Here is a 14,789-nt window from a genome sequence, read left to right as displayed (position 1 = left end):
CGCCCAGCGGGTGGAGGTCCGGCGAGCCCGGGGGCCGGGCGCGCGCATTACACTCGTTCGGGATCGACGAACGTTAGAGGAGCAATGGACGTAGCCGTAGAGACCGCCGCCATCGAACGAGGCGGAGCGTCCCGGGCGACCCTCGCGAGCACCGTCAAGGCCTTCATCGCCCTGACGAAGCCGCGTGTCATCGAACTCCTCCTCGTCGTGACGGTCCCGACGATGATCCTCGCCCAGCGGGGGATCCCGGACCTCCTGCTCGTGTTCAACGTCCTGGTCGGCGGAGCGCTGAGCGCCGGCTCGGCGGGCGCCTTCAACTGCTACTTCGACCGCGACATCGACCGCCTGATGAACCGGACCAAGAATCGTCCCCTCGTCACGGGCGAGATCTCGGACCGCGCCGCGCTGATCTTCGCGACGACGATCGGCGTCCTGTCGATCCTCTGGCTCGGCGTGACGGCGAACTGGCTCGCGGCGAGCCTCTCGCTCGCGGCGATCCTCATCTACGTCGTGTTCTACACGCTCTTCCTCAAGCGCCGCACGCCGCAGAACATCGTGTGGGGCGGCATCGCCGGCTGCATGCCGGTCCTCATCGGCTGGTCGGCGGTGACGGGATCGCTCGACTGGGCGCCCGTGATCCTCTTCTCCGTGATCTTCCTGTGGACGCCTCCGCACTACTGGCCGCTGTCGATGAAGTACCGCGACGACTACCAGGCGGCGGGAGTGCCGATGCTCGCGGTCGTGCGCGGCCGGAGCGTGGTGGGCCTGCAGGTCATCCTCTACGCGTGGGCGACGGTCGCCTGCTCCCTCCTGCTCGTGCCGGTCGCCGGGATGGGAGTCGTCTACACGGTGGTCGCCCTGGCGAGCGGACTCTGGTTCATCGCCGAGACGCACCGCCTCTACAGCCTCGCCATCCGTCACGAGCGTGTCTCGCCGATGCGCGTGTTCCACGGGTCGATCGGGTACCTCACGCTGCTGTTCCTCGCCGTGGGCATCGACCCGCTCCTGCCGTTCTGATGCGCACTCCGTTCTCGTACCTCGCCGAACGGGTGACGCTCGGCCCCCGCGCCCTGCGCTGGGGCACCACGGCCGCGCTCCTCGCGAGCATCCTGATCATCTTCTTCGGGGGAGTCGTGCGCTTGACGGGTTCGGGGCTCGGCTGTCCGACCTGGCCGGCCTGCGACGCCGGCTCGCTGACGTCGACGCCCGAGCTGGGGATCCACGGGCTCATCGAGTTCACGAACCGGGCGTTCACGGGCGTTCTCGTCGTGGCCGTCGGGTGGGCGATCACCGCTGCGCGTCTCCAGGAGCCGCGAGACCGGACGATGACGCGCCTGGCGTGGTCGCAGTTCTGGCTCGTCGTCGCGAATGCCCTCGCCGGAGGTGCGACCGTCCACTCGGGCCTCAATCCCTACATCGTCGCGGGCCACTTCGTCCTCGCGATCGCCCTGCTGACGACGACGGCTCTCACCTGGCACCGGGCACACCGCTCGCAGTCGGTCGCCGTCGAGCCCGATCGGGCGGCGCGCGCGATGAGCGTCGTCCTGGTGGGAGTCACGCTCGCCGTGATCCTCGTCGGCACGCTCGTCACGGGCACGGGTCCGCATGCGGGTGACTCGGCGGAGGTGCCGCGGATGCAGTTCCACTGGGATAGCGTGACGATCGTCCACGCCGTCCTGGGTACCGCGTCGTTCGTCCTGGGTCTCGTGCTGCTGGCGATGCTCTCGCGAAATCCGGGGTCGGAGCTCGCCCGGCGACGTGTGGTGACCTTCCTTGTCGTCGTGGTCCTCCAGGCCCTCGTCGGCGTCGCGCAGTCGCTTACGGCTCTTCCGGAGGCGCTCGTCGCGATGCACCTGCTCGGCTCGGCGCTCGTGTGGGTCGGCGCGGTCCGTGTCCTCCTCGACGTCAATCCGCGTCTCTTCACCGTCCGTGCCCAGCGTCGGACGGCCGCGGAGGAGCTGCAGCCCACTCGCTGAGCCGGCCGCCTCGCGACGTCGAGCGCAGGTGTCGACGGAGGCGTAGCAGCGCACCGGGAGCGGTCCGGAGCCCGAGCTCGCCGACCAGGGGCGGAGCGAGTCTCGCGAAGGCGGCGCGGGCACGCGGGTCGCGGCGGGGGAGGAGCGCGCCGATCAGCAGGCGGGGCAGGAGCGGGGTCGTGTCATCGTTCGGCATGGCGGAAGACCATCACGGACCACCGACACCCGTATGGCCATCCTGATCTGGTGGCGCGGAACGGGTCTCTGGGCGACACCCAGCTGAGGAGGTTCCCCTCACAGCCTGGGCTCCCTAGAATGAAGAGTTGGTTCAGCTACGGCTTGTCCGCCCGCCCGCGTGCGCAGGTCTCCCCAGCTGGCCGAAGGCCCGACGCAGTGCCGCAGAACACCTCAGGACATCCAGGGAATCGCAGCACCCGCTCCGCGCATCAGATCGATGCCGTGACCGGCCGGAACGCACCCACGGGTCGACCCCGGGGGAATGACTCCGGGACCCGACCGGTTAGCAGTGGGTAGGAAACGAGGTACACATGTCAGACATCCTGATCGACCGCCCCGAGCTCGAGAGCCTCGGCGTCTACGAGTTCGGCTGGTCCGACTCCGACTCTGCCGGGTCCTCCGCTCGCCGCGGCATCTCGACGGAGGTCGTCTCCGACATCTCCGCGCTCAAGAACGAGCCCACGTGGATGCGCGATCGTCGCATGAAGGCGCTCGCTCTCTTCGAGCGCAAGCCGATGCCGACGTGGGGAGCCGATCTGTCGGCGATCGACTTCGACAACATCAAATACTTCGTCCGCTCCACCGAGAAGCAGGCGCAGACCTGGGACGACCTCCCGGACGACATCAAGAACACCTACGAGAAGCTCGGGATCCCCGAGGCGGAGCGTCAGCGTCTCGTCGGCGGCGTGGCCGCGCAGTACGAGTCGGAGGTCGTGTACCACCAGATCCGCGAGGACCTGGAGCAGCAGGGCGTCATCTTCATGGACACCGACACGGCCCTGCGCGAGCACCCCGAGATCTTCGAGGAGTATTTCGGCACGGTCATCCCGGCGGGCGACAACAAGTTCGCGGCGCTCAACACCGCGGTCTGGTCGGGTGGCTCGTTCGTCTACGTTCCCAAGGGCGTGCACGTCGACATCCCGCTGCAGGCCTACTTCCGCATCAACACCGAGAACATGGGTCAGTTCGAGCGGACGCTGATCATCGCGGACGAGGACAGCTACGTCCATTACATCGAGGGCTGCACGGCCCCGATCTACAAGTCCGACTCCTTGCACTCGGCGGTCGTCGAGATCATCGTCAAGAAGAACGCCCGAGTGCGGTACACGACGATCCAGAACTGGTCCAACAACGTGTACAACCTCGTCACCAAGCGCGCGATCGCGCACGAGGGCGCGACCATGGAGTGGATCGACGGCAACATCGGCTCCAAGGTCACGATGAAGTACCCGTCGATCTTCCTCGTCGGCGAGCACGCCAAGGGCGAGACCCTCTCGGTCGCCTTCGCGGGCCCGGGCCAGCACCAGGACGCCGGCGCCAAGATGATCCACATGGCGCCGTACACGCACTCGTCGATCGTCTCGAAGTCGATCGCCCGTGGAGGCGGCCGCGCCGGCTACCGGGGCGAGGTGCGCGTCGATGCGAACGCCCACCACTCCGCCAACACCGTCCGCTGCGACGCACTCCTGGTCGACACCATCTCGCGCTCCGACACCTACCCGGCGATCGACATCCGCGTCGACGACGTGCAGCTCGGCCACGAGGCCACGGTCTCCAAGGTCAGCGAGGAGCAGCTCTTCTACCTGATGTCCCGCGGTCTCCCCGAGGACGAGGCGATGGCGATGATCGTGCGCGGCTTCATCGAGCCGATCGCGCGCGAACTGCCGATGGAGTACGCCCTCGAGCTCAACAAGCTCATCGAGATGGGGATGGAGGGCAGCGTCGGTTGACGTCCGCCTCCCCCCTCGAAGGGGCGTACGAACGGTGCGCCCCGTCCACATCGAAAGGAACCACCGCCTGATGACGGTCCCCACGAGCGCCGCGACCCCTCCGATCGACGGCGCGGTCGCCGCCGCGCGCCTGGGCATCAGCGCCCACTCCGACGGTGCGTTCACGCCCGTGCAGACGCGCTCGGAACGCTTCACCTCGACCGACGTGACCGCATTCGAGGCAGTGACGGGGCGAGAGATCGCCTGGAAGTTGACCCCCGTCGCTCGACTCCGCGACCTCATCGACGGCGAGCTCGACGGCAGCCCCACGCCGATCGACTATTCCGCCGTCGAGGGCGTGCAGCTCTCGTGGGTCGGTCGCGATGACGAACGGATCGGCACAGCGGGCCTCCCGGAGGATCGTGCGGCCGCGAACGCCTGGTCGCGGTTCGAGCAGGCCCTTTCGGTGCGCATCACGGGCGAGGAGGAGAAGGTGGCGACGCTCGTCCGTACCGGTCTCGGCTCCGCGCCGCGCGCCGCGCACACGATCATCGAGGCCGCGCCCTACGCGCGCGGGGTCGTGGTCTTGCAGAACGACGGCGAGGCGACGCTCGCCGAGAACGTCGAGATCCTCGTCGGCGAGGGCGCCCAGCTCACCGTCGTCACTGTCCAGGAGTGGGCGGACGGCGCGCGTCACCTGGCCAATCATTTCCTTCGCGTCGGCCGCGACGCGAAGGTCAAACATGTCGTCGTCACCCTCGGTGGCGAGATCGTGCGAGTGAACCCCTCGGCCCACCTCGTGGAGCGCGGGGCCGACGCCGAGCTCTTCGGCCTCTACTTCGCCGATGGTGGACAGCACCTCGAGCAGCAGGTGTACGTGGACCACGATGCCCCCGACACTCGGAGCCGCGTCACCTACAAGGGTGCACTGCAGGGCGAGGGCGCCCGCACGGTCTGGATCGGCGACGTCCTGATCCGCAACACCGCCACCGGCACCGACAGCTACGAGCAGAACCGCAACCTGGTCCTGTCGGACGGCACGCGCGCCGACTCCATCCCGAACCTCGAGATCGAGACGGGCGACATCGCCGGCGCAGGCCACGCCTCCGCGACCGGTCGCTTCGACGACGAGCAGTTGTTCTATCTGCAGTCGCGCGGCATTCGCGAGGACGAGGCCCGTCGTCTCGTCGTCCGTGGCTTCCTCAGCGAGATCGTGCAGCAGATCCGAGTCGCCGAGCTCGAGGACCGCCTCCAGCTCGCGATCGAGGCCGAGCTCGCCGGCAGCGCCGGCCAGACCGGGGCGGGGATCGTCGCATGAGCAACGCCGCGCTGATCTGCTCGGTGTCCGAGCTCGTCCCCAACCAGGCCATCCGCGTCGAAGTCGATGGAGTCGCGATCGCCATCGTCCAGGATGCGGCCGGCGACATCCATGCCATCGGCGACACCTGCACTCACGGCGAGATCTCGCTCGCCGAGGGCTTCGTCGAGGGTGACACCCTCGAGTGCTGGGCGCACGGCTCCCAGTTCTCCCTCCGCACCGGGCAGCCCCTCAACCTGCCGGCCTACGAGCCGGTGCCCGTCTTCGCCGTCGAGATCATCGACGGCGACGTCTACATCGACCCGACCGTCACGAAGGAAGTCTGAATGTCCGTTCTCCAGATCAGCGATCTCCACGTGAGCGTCGAGACCGAGCAGGGGACCAAGCAGATCCTCCGCGGTGTCGACCTCACCATCAACCAGGGTGAGATCCACGCGATCATGGGCCCCAACGGGTCCGGCAAGTCCACCCTCGCGTACACGATCGCGGGGCACCCGAAGTACCACGTGGACGGCGGCTCGATCACGCTCGACGGCGTCGAGGTGCTCGACATGTCGGTCGACGAGCGTGCACGCGCGGGCCTCTTCCTCGCGATGCAGTATCCCGTCGAGATCCCGGGGGTGACGAACACCAACTTCCTCCGCACCGCCAAGACGGCGATCGCGGGCGAGGCCCCCGCGATTCGCACCTGGACCAAGGATGTCAAGGCGGCGATGGCGAACCTGCGGATGGACTCCTCCTTCGCCGCCCGCAACGTCAACGAGGGCTTCTCGGGAGGCGAGAAGAAGCGCAACGAGATCCTGCAGCTCGAGCTGCTCGCTCCCCAGTTCGCCGTGCTCGACGAGACCGACTCCGGCCTCGACGTCGACGCGCTCAAGATCGTCTCGGAGGGCGTCAACCGTGCTCACGCGGCGACCGGCCTCGGCGTCCTCCTCATCACGCACTACACGCGGATCCTCCGCTACATCGAGCCTGACTTCGTGCACGTCTTCGTGGCCGGCCGCGTGGCCGAGCAGGGTGGCAAGGAACTCGCTGATCGTCTCGAGGACGAGGGCTACGACCGCTTCCTCACCTCGGCTACGGTCTGATCATGGCCGTGACCACGCTCGAGCCCACGCTCTACGACCGGGTCGAGGAGGCGCTCAAGGACGTCATGGACCCCGAGCTCGGGGTCAACGTGGTCGACCTGGGCCTCATCTACGATCTGGGCTGGGACGACGAGAACGACGCCCTCGTGATCCACATGACCCTCACGTCCGCGGGCTGCCCGCTGACCGACGTGCTGGAGGAGCAGACCGCCGAGTCCCTCGATGGCATCGTCGAGGCGTTCCGGATCAACTGGGTCTGGATGCCCCCGTGGGGACCGGAGCGGATCACGGAGGACGGTCGCGACATGATGCGCGCGCTCGGCTTCTCGATCTGAGGCGTCTCGATCTGATCAGTACGGCGAAGGGCCGGGAGGAACATCCTCCCGGCCCTTCGCCGTACTGTCGCGCGTCGTGTCAGCGGCGACGTTCCGCGATCGCGTCGGCGCCGCGCCACGCGAGCGGGAGGATAGCCGCGGCGATGACGGCCTTCACGATGCCTCCGACGACGAAGGGCCAGAAGCCGGCGGCGAGGGTGGCATCGATGTCGCTCGGGTAGCCGAAGGAGTGCAGCGACGCCGACAGCCAGGGCAGGCCGACCGCGAACACGACCAGTGAGCCGCCGACGAAGGTGGCGAGGGCCTTGAAGAAGCGGCGCTCCCACGATCGCTCGGACAGCCAGCCGACGACTCCGGCTGCCAGGACGAAGCCGATGATGTAGCCGAAGCTGGGCGTCGCCACCGCGGTGAGGCCGGACAGGTGGCTGCCGTCGCTCTGCGGCGCGTAGACCGGCAGTCCGACCAGGCCGAGCACGAGGTAGAGCGCGAGCGAGGAGGCGCCACGGACGGCACCGAGGGCCGAGCCGACCAGGAGGACCGCGAGGGTCTGCCCCGTGATCGGAACCGGCCACATCGGGATCGAGATCTGCGCCATGCCCGCGGTCAGGGCGGCGCCTCCGATCACGAGGGCGACGTCGGTCGCGACGGAGCGGCTGAGGATCCGGTCGGCGAGGACGGGGTGCGACGGAACGAGTGCAGAACTGGACATGTTTTCTCCCAAGACTGGGCTGCCCGGAGGCGAGCGAGGAGCGAGCGCGTCCGCGGAGAGCGGACGTGGATCCGCCCGGCGGCTCAGGAAATATACTAGGGGGCTGCCGCGTCGCGGCCTCTTGCCCCAGACCTCCCGAACCGAACGCCATTTCTTGGCGGGAACGGACAGCACTGTGCTCAGCGTGCACGACCTCGAACTCCGAGTCGGCGCCCGACTTCTGATGGAGAACGTCTCCTTCCGAGTGGGCGACGGCGACAAGGTCGGCCTCGTCGGCCGCAACGGGGCGGGCAAGACGACTCTGACGAAGGTCCTCGCCGGCGACCTCATCGCGGCGAAGGGCACGGTCGAGCGGGGAGGCGAGATCGGCTACCTCCCGCAGGACCCGCGCTCGGGCGACCCCGAGGAGCTCGCGCGGACGCGCATCCTCGATGCCCGCGGACTCGGCCAGCTCGTGCTCGGCATGCAGGAGGCGACCATCGCGATGTCGAGCGGCGACACGGCCCTCAGCGAGGCCGGGATGAAGAAATACGGCACCCTGACCGACCGCTTCCTCGCGCTCGGCGGCTATGCGGCAGAGGCCGAGGCGGCCTCGATTGCCAGCAACCTGAACCTCCCTGACCGCATCCTCGACCAGCCGTTGAAGACCCTTTCCGGTGGGCAGCGTCGCCGCATCGAGCTCGCGCGCATCCTGTTCTCGGATGCGAGCACGCTCATCCTCGATGAGCCGACCAACCACCTCGACGCCGATTCGGTTGTGTGGCTGCGCGAGTTCCTGAAGGGCTATCGCGGGGGATTCATCGTCATCAGCCACGACATCGAGCTCGTGGGCGAGACGGTGAATCGCGTCTTCTATCTCGATGCCAATCGTCAGGCGATCGACGTCTACAACATGAACTGGAAGAACTACCAGCGTCAGCGCGCCGCCGACGAGGAGCGCCGCAAGAAGGAGCGTGCGAACGTCGAGAAGAAGGCCGGCGCGCTCCAGCTGCAGGCCGCCCGCTTCGGCGCGAAGGCGTCGAAGGCGGCGGCCGCCCACCAGATGGTGGCCCGTGCCGAGAAGATGCTCAGCGGCCTCGAGGAGGTGCGCGCGGTCGACCGCGTCGCGAAGCTGCGGTTCCCGACTCCGATGCCCTGCGGGCGGACGCCGCTGCAGGCCGAGAACCTCTCGAAGAGCTACGGCTCGCTCGAGATCTTCACCGCGGTCGACCTCGCGATCGACCGCGGCTCGAAGGTGGTCATCCTGGGCCTCAACGGCGCGGGTAAGACGACGCTTCTGCGCATCCTCGGCGGGGTGGACGCTCCCGACACCGGCGTGATCGAGGCTGGCCACGGCCTCCGCATCGGCTACTACGCGCAGGAGCACGAGACCATCGACGTCAAGCGCTCGGTGCTCGAGAACATGGTGTCGGCGAGCCCGAACCTGACCGAGACCGAGGCGCGCCGCGTCCTCGGCTCCTTCCTCTTCACCGGCGACGACTCGCACAAGCCAGCCGGGGTGCTCTCGGGAGGCGAGAAGACGCGTCTCGCGCTCGCGATGATCGTGGTCTCGGGCGCGAACGTCCTCCTGCTCGACGAGCCGACCAACAACCTCGACCCGGCGAGCCGCGACGAGATCCTCGACGCCCTGGCGCACTACGAGGGCGCGGTCGTGCTCGTCAGCCACGACGAGGGGGCCGTCGAGGCGTTGAACCCCGAACGTGTGCTCATCATGCCCGAGGGCACCGAGGACCACTGGACCGCCGACTACCTCGACCTGATCACCCTCGCCTGAGGCGGGTCGAGCGGTCGGAGTCGCGCGGGCTCAGCGGGCGTCGAGCAGTTCGTCCTCGACCTCGGCGTCGCTGCGCCCCCGTCGTCGGCGTCTCTCCTCGCGCCGCTCCTGCGCCGCGATGACCTCAGGGTCGTCGGCGTTCCGGAGGCGATACTCGTGCCGGATCGCCCAGCCCAGTCCTCCGAAGCCCATGATCGCGAACAGCACCCACTGGATGGCGTAGCTGATGTGCAGCCCCTCGTCGGCGACCGGTTTGATCGCCCCGAGCGGTGCAGCCACGGAGGGTGCCGGCGCCTCGGCGACGAGAAGTCCGTAGGCGGCCGTGCGCAGCGGCTCGCCGATCTCGTTCGCCAGGTCGTCGAGCTGGATCGTCGAGATCTGACCCGCCGGGGCGGTACGACCATCGATGCGCCCCTCTCCCGGCTTGAGACGAGCGACGACGGTGACCTCCCCCGAGGGAGGCGCGGGCACGGAGTCGGGGGAGTCCTGGGTCGAGCCGACGGGCACCCAGCCCCGGTCGACGACGAACCATGTCCCATCGTCGAGGCGCAGGGGGGTCAGCACGTCGAAACCGGGGTTGCCGTTGTAGGGGCGGTTGCGCACGAGCGTCTGCGCGGAGACGTCGTAGACGCCGTCCAGCTCGACGGGACGGTACTCGAGCGAATCGTCCCAGGCACTGGACGGTGCGAGGAGGCTGTCGAGGGCCACGGGCTCGGCGTTCCAATTGGAGGTGACCAGCCGATTGGTCGACGCCGCCTCATCGAGGCGCGCGACCTGCCAGCGTGAGAGCAGGACGCAGGCGACGGCGAAGACGATCGCGAGGGCGAGGTAGCCGAACCAGCGCCGTGAGACGACGAAGCGCCAGGAGGGGCGGGTCGCGGCGCTCACGTGGAGGCTCCGCGGTCCGTCGTGTAGAGCGGCTCCACCGACAGGGGGAACTCCCGCGCGGCGAGGAACTCGCGGAGGAACCCGAGATGCTCCTCGCACGCGAGCCAGGTCTTGCGTCGCTCCTCCGTGTGGATCGCGGGGTTCCGCCACCGGATCGCCCATGTCGCGGTCGTGTGGCATCCCGCTCGCGAGCAGGAATGCGCGTCCGGCACCCCGCCGAGCGGGATCACTGCGGTGCCCCGTTCGGCCCGCTGCCCTCCGAGCCGTCGGCTCGGGGCGCCTCACTCGGGGCGGCGTGGTCGGCGGCGGGCGGCGTGGTCGGGCGAGCGAGCACGACCGCTCCCGGTCGCTCGACCGTCCCGCTCTCGCCCGCGCTGCCGACGTTGGCGAGCACGACCGCGAAATAGGGCAGCACGATCGCGCCGATGGCGAATGCCAGCTGCCACCAGCCGTGCACGAAGATCAGCGCGATCACGCAGATCATCCGGATGCCCATCGCGATCGAGTACTTGATCACGCGAGAGCGCCGCGCGGCAGAGGGCGACGGGGGGAGCGTGGTGAGCGATTCGCGGGATTTCACAGCCCTGCAAGCCTACGTCGTGGCGGAGGCGCGCAGGCTCCCCGCCGCCCCTCGAGGAATCTGTTGCGGAGGCCGCCTCTAAGCTGTACGGGTCGTCCGGCGCTGCTCGCGCGTCGGCAGGAGGGACACCATGACCACGCCGCGCACCGTCCTCGTCACGGGAGGCAACCGAGGGATCGGTTTCGCGATCGCCGAGCAGTTCGTCGCGGCGGGCCACCGCGTCGCCGTCACCGCCCGGTCGGGCGCAGGCCCGGAGGGATCCTTCACGGTCCAGGCGGACGTCACCGACTCCGCGTCCGTCGATGCCGCGTTCTCCCAGATCGAAGCCGAGCTGGGCCCGGTGGAGGTGCTCGTCGCGAACGCGGGGATCACCCGCGACACGCTCCTGCTGCGGATGTCGGAGGAGGACTTCACCTCGGTCGTCGACACGAACCTCACCGGGGCTTTCCGCGTCGTCAAGCGCGCCTCGAAGGGCATGCTCAAGCAGAAGTTCGGGCGCGTCATCCTGATCTCGAGCGTCGTCGGCCTCTATGGCTCGCCCGGGCAGATCAACTACTCCTCGTCGAAGGCGGCCCTCGTCGGATTCGCCCGTTCGCTGACGCGCGAGCTGGGCGCCCGCAACATCACGGCCAATGTCGTCGCCCCCGGCTTCATCGAGACGGACATGACCGCCGAGCTGTCGGCCGAGCAGCAGGCCGACTACCGCAAGAGCATCCCTCTCGGCCGCTACGGCACTGCGGAGGAGGTCGCGAAGGTCACCCGCTGGCTCGCGAGCGACGAGGCCGCGTACATCTCCGGCGCCGTGATCCCTGTCGACGGCGGCCTGGGGATGGGGCACTGACCCCACGGCTCGGGGTGTCTTTCGGCCAGGTTCGCGTCGTCGGATCGGGCATCGAGGACAGCGCGGTGCCGACCGCGGGCCGCTGAGCGTCAGCCGCGAAGGCCCAGCACCGGCAGGAGCTGCGAGAGGTCGATGTCCGCAACGACGAGGTCGGCGCGCTGGCGTACGAGAGGCTTCGCGTTGAACGCCACCGCGAGGGCCGCGACGGCCATCATCTCGAGGTCGTTGGCGCCGTCGCCGACGGCGATCGTGCGGCCGAGGGGCACCCCTGACTCCTGCGCCCACTCGCGAAGGGCCGCCGCCTTGGCGCCAGCGTCGATGAGAGGGCCGTCCACGTCTCCGTTCAGGGCGCCTTCGCTGCAGCCGAGGCGGTTGGCTCGCACGAAGTCGAGGCCCAATGTCCCGGCGACCGGATCGAGGACCTCGTGGAAGCCTCCCGAGACGACGCCGATGCGGCCGCCGGCCGCATGGACGCCGGCGACCAGCTCCTCTGCGCCGGGGGTCACCCGTACTCCGGCGCTCACGCGGGAGAAGACCGATTCCTGCACTCCCTCGAGGGTCGCGACCCGCTCGCGCAGGCTCTCGCCGAAGTCGAGCTCGCCACGCATCGCGCGCTCGGTGACCTCGGCCACCTGCTCCGCGGAACCTGCGTGGGCGGCGAGCAGCTCGATCACCTCGTCTCGCAGGAGGGTCGAGTCGGCGTCGAGGACGACGAGGAAACGGGCAGGCGTCAGGGGACGCTCACTCATGGGCCGGGCCAATCGGTCGGGGGATGCGCACGCGCAGAGCTCGGCCCGCGGGGGTGCTACGGGCGGACGACGACGCCCTTGCCGACGACGGTGATCCCCGACTCGGTGACGGTGAACCCGCGCTCGCGATCGTGGTCGTGGTTCACGCCGATCTGAGCACCGGACTCGACGACGACATCCTTGTCGAGGATAGCGCGCACGACCACGGCGTCCGGGCCGATGCGCACCTTGTCGAAGACGACGGAGTCGCTCACTCGGGCGTTCGACTCGATAACGGTCCACGGTCCCACGACACTGCGTTCGATGTGCGCTCCCGAGATCACTGTCCCGAGCGAGACGACCGAGTCGATGGTCGAGCCCATGTTGCCTTTGCCGTCGCGCACGATCTTCGCCGGGGGCGAGTTGAGCTGTGAGGAGAAGATCGGCCACTGCTGGTTGTAGAGGTTGAACACCGGCAGCGCCGAGATGAGGTCCTGGTGGGCCTCGAAGAAGGAGTCGATCGTCCCCACGTCGCGCCAGTAGTAGCGGTCGCGGTCGGTCGAGCCCGGCACCTCGTTGAGCTTGAGGTCGTAGACCCCCGCCTCCCCCCGTGCGACGAAGTCGGGGATGATGTCGCCGCCCATGTCGTGGTCGGAGCTGGAGAGCTCGCCGTCGCGGATGACCGCGTCGATGAGGGCGTCGGCGTCGAAGACGTAGTTGCCCATCGAGGCGAGGACCTCGTGCGGGGAGTCGGCGAGACCGACCGCGTCCTTGGGCTTCTCGAGGAACTGCGCGATCTTCGTCGGCACGATGCCATCGCCCGCCTCGTCACCCTCGAGCTGGATGACGCCGAACTGGTCCGCGAGTTCGATGGGCTGGCGGATCGCGGCCACGGTCGCCTTCGCGCCGGACGCGATGTGGGCGTCGATCATCTGCGAGAAGTCCATGCGGTAGACGTGGTCGGCGCCGACCACGACGACGATGTCCGGCTTCTCGTCGCGGATGAGGTTGAGGCTCTGCAGGATCGCGTCGGCCGAGCCGCTGAACCAGCGCTTGCCGAGCCGCTGCTGGGCGGGAACCGAGGCGACATAAGAGTTGAGCAGTCCCGACAGGCGCCACGTCTGCGAGACGTGACGGTCGAGGGAGTGCGACTTGTACTGGGTCAGCACCACGATCTGGGTGAGGCCCGAGTTGATGAGGTTCGAGAGGGCGAAGTCGATCAGCCGGTACTGCCCGCCGAATGGGACGGCGGGCTTGGCGCGGTCGGCCGTCAGGGGCATGAGCCGCTTGCCCTCGCCGCCGGCGAGCACGATGCCGAAGATCTTCTTTGACTGCATGCCTCCACAGTAGGGGTTGGGGCCCTCCCGCGAACCCCCGGCTGTCGCGCAGGGATCGGCCTGTACTACGGTTCGGGGGTGCGAGTCGATCTGCTGACCAAGGAATACCCGCCCGAGGTGTACGGGGGAGCCGGCGTACACGTCGCAGAGCTCACCGCAGCACTGCGCAACCACATCGAGGTCGTGGTGCGCTGCTTCGGGGCGCCGCGCGAGGAGGCGGGGACGTTCGCCTACCCCGTGCCCTCCGAGCTCGCCCAGGCGAACGGCGCGCTGCAGACCCTCGGAGTCGACCTCCAGATCGCGCAGGATGCCTCCGGCGCCGACCTCGTGCACTCGCACACCTGGTACGCGAACGCCGCCGGTCGGCTCGCGCAACTGCTCCACGGCATCCCGCACGTCGTCTCGGCGCATAGCCTCGAGCCGCTGCGGCCGTGGAAGGCGGAGCAGCTCGGCGGAGGCTATCGCGTCTCGAGCTGGATCGAGCGCGAGGCTTACGAGAACGCCGACGCCGTGATCGCCGTGTCGGGCGGGATGCGTGAGGACATCCTCCGCTCCTACCCGGCGCTGGACGCGGCCAAGGTGCACGTCGTCTACAACGGCATCGACCTCGACGCGTGGCACCCTGTCGAGGACGACGCGGTCCTGGCCGAGCTGGGGATCGACCCGAGCCGCCCCTCCGTGGTCTTCGTCGGCCGCATCACCCGCCAGAAGGGTCTGCCCTATCTCCTGCGCGCGGCGGCGACCCTGCCGCCCGAGGTCCAGCTCGTCCTCTGCGCGGGCGCGCCAGACACCCCCGAGATCATGGCCGAGGTCACGGGGCTCGTGCGCACCCTCCAGGAGGAGCGCACCGGCGTCGTCTGGATCGACCGGCACCTCCCGCGTCACCAGCTCTCGGCCGTGCTCACCGCGGCGACCACCTTCGTCTGCCCGTCGATCTACGAGCCGCTCGGCATCGTCAACCTCGAGGCGATGGCCTGCGGCGCGGCGGTGGTCGGCACGGCGACCGGAGGCATCCCCGAGGTCGTCGTCGACGGCGTGACCGGACGCCTGGTCCCCCTCGAGCAGGCAACCGACGGCACGGGCACGCCCGTGGATCCCGAGCGCTACGTCGCCGATCTGGCGGCGGCCCTCGCCGAGGTCGTCGCGGATCCCGAGGCGGCCAAGCGGATGGGCGCTGCAGGACGCGAGCGCGCGCAGAGCCACTTCAGCTGGACCCAGATCGCGCGGGACACTCGGGCGATCTACGACTCGCTCGTCTGAGTCGCTCGA

General features: G+C 69.0%; 16 protein-coding genes. 10 read left to right on the top strand and 6 right to left on the bottom strand.

What is annotated here, in order from left to right; genetic code table 11:
• Positions 1-84: 84 nt before the first annotated feature.
• The 7 genes from ITJ45_RS07525 to ITJ45_RS07495 all read left to right on the top strand — a co-directional run bounded on the left by ITJ45_RS07525 (position 85) and on the right by ITJ45_RS07495 (position 6,663).
• Positions 85-1,017: a heme o synthase gene (locus ITJ45_RS07525; RefSeq protein WP_194608055.1), complete on the top strand. Its 933-nt coding sequence runs from the start codon at positions 85-87 to the stop codon at positions 1,015-1,017.
• A complete protein-coding gene (locus ITJ45_RS07520; protein WP_194608057.1) occupies positions 1,017-1,976 on the top strand; it encodes a COX15/CtaA family protein in 960 nt (319 codons plus the stop codon). The genes ITJ45_RS07525 and ITJ45_RS07520 overlap by 1 nt, the downstream gene beginning before the upstream one ends.
• A 548-nt stretch (positions 1,977-2,524) precedes the next feature.
• Positions 2,525-3,943 carry a Fe-S cluster assembly protein SufB gene (sufB, locus tag ITJ45_RS07515; RefSeq protein ID WP_194608059.1) on the top strand — a complete coding sequence of 473 codons (1,419 nt, stop codon included), beginning with the start codon at positions 2,525-2,527 and terminating at the stop codon, positions 3,941-3,943.
• 70 nt (positions 3,944-4,013) lie between these two features.
• On the top strand, positions 4,014-5,240 hold the full coding sequence (gene sufD, locus ITJ45_RS07510; RefSeq protein WP_194608061.1) for a Fe-S cluster assembly protein SufD: 1,227 nt from the start codon (positions 4,014-4,016) through the stop codon (positions 5,238-5,240).
• Positions 5,237-5,566, top strand: a complete 330-nt coding sequence (locus tag ITJ45_RS07505; RefSeq protein ID WP_194608063.1) for a non-heme iron oxygenase ferredoxin subunit — start codon at positions 5,237-5,239, stop codon at positions 5,564-5,566. The genes sufD and ITJ45_RS07505 overlap by 4 nt, the downstream gene beginning before the upstream one ends.
• Positions 5,567-6,328 carry a Fe-S cluster assembly ATPase SufC gene (gene sufC, locus ITJ45_RS07500; protein WP_194608065.1) on the top strand — a complete coding sequence of 254 codons (762 nt, stop codon included), beginning with the start codon at positions 5,567-5,569 and terminating at the stop codon, positions 6,326-6,328.
• Positions 6,329-6,330: 2 nt separating this feature from the next.
• Positions 6,331-6,663, top strand: a complete 333-nt coding sequence (locus ITJ45_RS07495; protein WP_194608068.1) for a metal-sulfur cluster assembly factor — start codon at positions 6,331-6,333, stop codon at positions 6,661-6,663.
• Positions 6,664-6,742: 79 nt separating this feature from the next.
• On the opposite strand, the gene ITJ45_RS07490 is transcribed toward ITJ45_RS07495, so the two are convergent.
• On the bottom strand, positions 6,743-7,372 hold the full coding sequence (locus ITJ45_RS07490) for a biotin transporter BioY (RefSeq protein WP_194608070.1): 630 nt from the start codon (positions 7,370-7,372) through the stop codon (positions 6,743-6,745).
• Between the two features lie 175 nt (positions 7,373-7,547).
• Between ITJ45_RS07490 and ITJ45_RS07485 the strand changes: the two genes are divergently transcribed.
• Positions 7,548-9,146 (top strand): ABC-F family ATP-binding cassette domain-containing protein, encoded by a 1,599-nt coding sequence (locus tag ITJ45_RS07485; RefSeq protein ID WP_194608072.1) that lies wholly within the window; start codon positions 7,548-7,550, stop codon positions 9,144-9,146.
• Between the two features lie 30 nt (positions 9,147-9,176).
• Here the strand turns inward: ITJ45_RS07485 and ITJ45_RS07480 are convergent, their stop codons facing one another.
• The 3 genes from ITJ45_RS07480 to ITJ45_RS07470 are packed head-to-tail and all read right to left on the bottom strand — an operon-like array spanning position 9,177 to position 10,614.
• The gene (locus tag ITJ45_RS07480; RefSeq protein WP_194608074.1) at positions 9,177-10,034 is read right to left on the bottom strand and encodes an SURF1 family protein; all 858 of its coding nucleotides are present in this window, start codon (positions 10,032-10,034) and stop codon (positions 9,177-9,179) included.
• Positions 10,031-10,264, bottom strand: coding sequence for a hypothetical protein (locus ITJ45_RS07475; RefSeq protein WP_416365279.1), 234 nt, complete (start codon positions 10,262-10,264; stop codon positions 10,031-10,033). The genes ITJ45_RS07480 and ITJ45_RS07475 overlap by 4 nt, the downstream gene beginning before the upstream one ends.
• Entirely contained in the window at positions 10,261-10,614 is a 354-nt protein-coding gene (locus ITJ45_RS07470; RefSeq protein WP_194608076.1) for a DUF3099 domain-containing protein, read from the bottom strand. The genes ITJ45_RS07475 and ITJ45_RS07470 overlap by 4 nt, the downstream gene beginning before the upstream one ends.
• A gap of 130 nt (positions 10,615-10,744) precedes the next feature.
• On the opposite strand from ITJ45_RS07470, the gene ITJ45_RS07465 reads away from it, so the two are divergent.
• Positions 10,745-11,455, top strand: a complete 711-nt coding sequence (locus ITJ45_RS07465) for a beta-ketoacyl-ACP reductase (RefSeq protein ID WP_194608078.1) — start codon at positions 10,745-10,747, stop codon at positions 11,453-11,455.
• An 89-nt stretch (positions 11,456-11,544) separates the two neighbouring features.
• Here the strand turns inward: ITJ45_RS07465 and serB are convergent, their stop codons facing one another.
• Together serB and ITJ45_RS07455 are read right to left on the bottom strand one after the other, a co-directional pair.
• Positions 11,545-12,204: a phosphoserine phosphatase SerB gene (gene serB, locus ITJ45_RS07460; protein ID WP_194608080.1), complete on the bottom strand. Its 660-nt coding sequence runs from the start codon at positions 12,202-12,204 to the stop codon at positions 11,545-11,547.
• 56 nt (positions 12,205-12,260) lie between these two features.
• Positions 12,261-13,520 carry a glucose-1-phosphate adenylyltransferase gene (locus ITJ45_RS07455; RefSeq protein ID WP_194608082.1) on the bottom strand — a complete coding sequence of 420 codons (1,260 nt, stop codon included), beginning with the start codon at positions 13,518-13,520 and terminating at the stop codon, positions 12,261-12,263.
• 78 nt (positions 13,521-13,598) lie between these two features.
• On the opposite strand from ITJ45_RS07455, the gene glgA reads away from it, so the two are divergent.
• Positions 13,599-14,780 (top strand): glycogen synthase, encoded by a 1,182-nt coding sequence (glgA, locus tag ITJ45_RS07450; RefSeq protein ID WP_194608085.1) that lies wholly within the window; start codon positions 13,599-13,601, stop codon positions 14,778-14,780.
• Positions 14,781-14,789: the final 9 nt, after the last annotated feature.

Source organism: Rathayibacter sp. VKM Ac-2879, assembly GCF_015351245.1.
Classification (GTDB): domain Bacteria; phylum Actinomycetota; class Actinomycetes; order Actinomycetales; family Microbacteriaceae; genus Rathayibacter.
This window is presented reverse-complemented; position numbering and strand designations above follow the sequence as displayed.

Excerpts from the sequence above, each read along its gene's own strand:
- ITJ45_RS07525 (WP_194608055.1), top strand. The coding sequence starts at position 85 with ATGGACGTAGCCGTAGAGACCGCCGCCATCGAACGAGGCGGAGCGTCC.
- ITJ45_RS07520 (WP_194608057.1), top strand. The coding sequence starts at position 1,017 with ATGCGCACTCCGTTCTCGTACCTCGCCGAACGGGTGACGCTCGGCCCC.
- sufB (WP_194608059.1), top strand. The coding sequence starts at position 2,525 with ATGTCAGACATCCTGATCGACCGCCCCGAGCTCGAGAGCCTCGGCGTC.
- sufD (WP_194608061.1), top strand. The coding sequence starts at position 4,014 with ATGACGGTCCCCACGAGCGCCGCGACCCCTCCGATCGACGGCGCGGTC.
- ITJ45_RS07505 (WP_194608063.1), top strand. The coding sequence starts at position 5,237 with ATGAGCAACGCCGCGCTGATCTGCTCGGTGTCCGAGCTCGTCCCCAAC.
- sufC (WP_194608065.1), top strand. The coding sequence starts at position 5,567 with ATGTCCGTTCTCCAGATCAGCGATCTCCACGTGAGCGTCGAGACCGAG.
- ITJ45_RS07495 (WP_194608068.1), top strand. The coding sequence starts at position 6,331 with ATGGCCGTGACCACGCTCGAGCCCACGCTCTACGACCGGGTCGAGGAG.
- ITJ45_RS07490 (WP_194608070.1), bottom strand. The coding sequence starts at position 7,372 with ATGTCCAGTTCTGCACTCGTTCCGTCGCACCCCGTCCTCGCCGACCGG.
- ITJ45_RS07465 (WP_194608078.1), top strand. The coding sequence starts at position 10,745 with ATGACCACGCCGCGCACCGTCCTCGTCACGGGAGGCAACCGAGGGATC.
- serB (WP_194608080.1), bottom strand. The coding sequence starts at position 12,204 with ATGAGTGAGCGTCCCCTGACGCCTGCCCGTTTCCTCGTCGTCCTCGAC.
- ITJ45_RS07455 (WP_194608082.1), bottom strand. The coding sequence starts at position 13,520 with ATGCAGTCAAAGAAGATCTTCGGCATCGTGCTCGCCGGCGGCGAGGGC.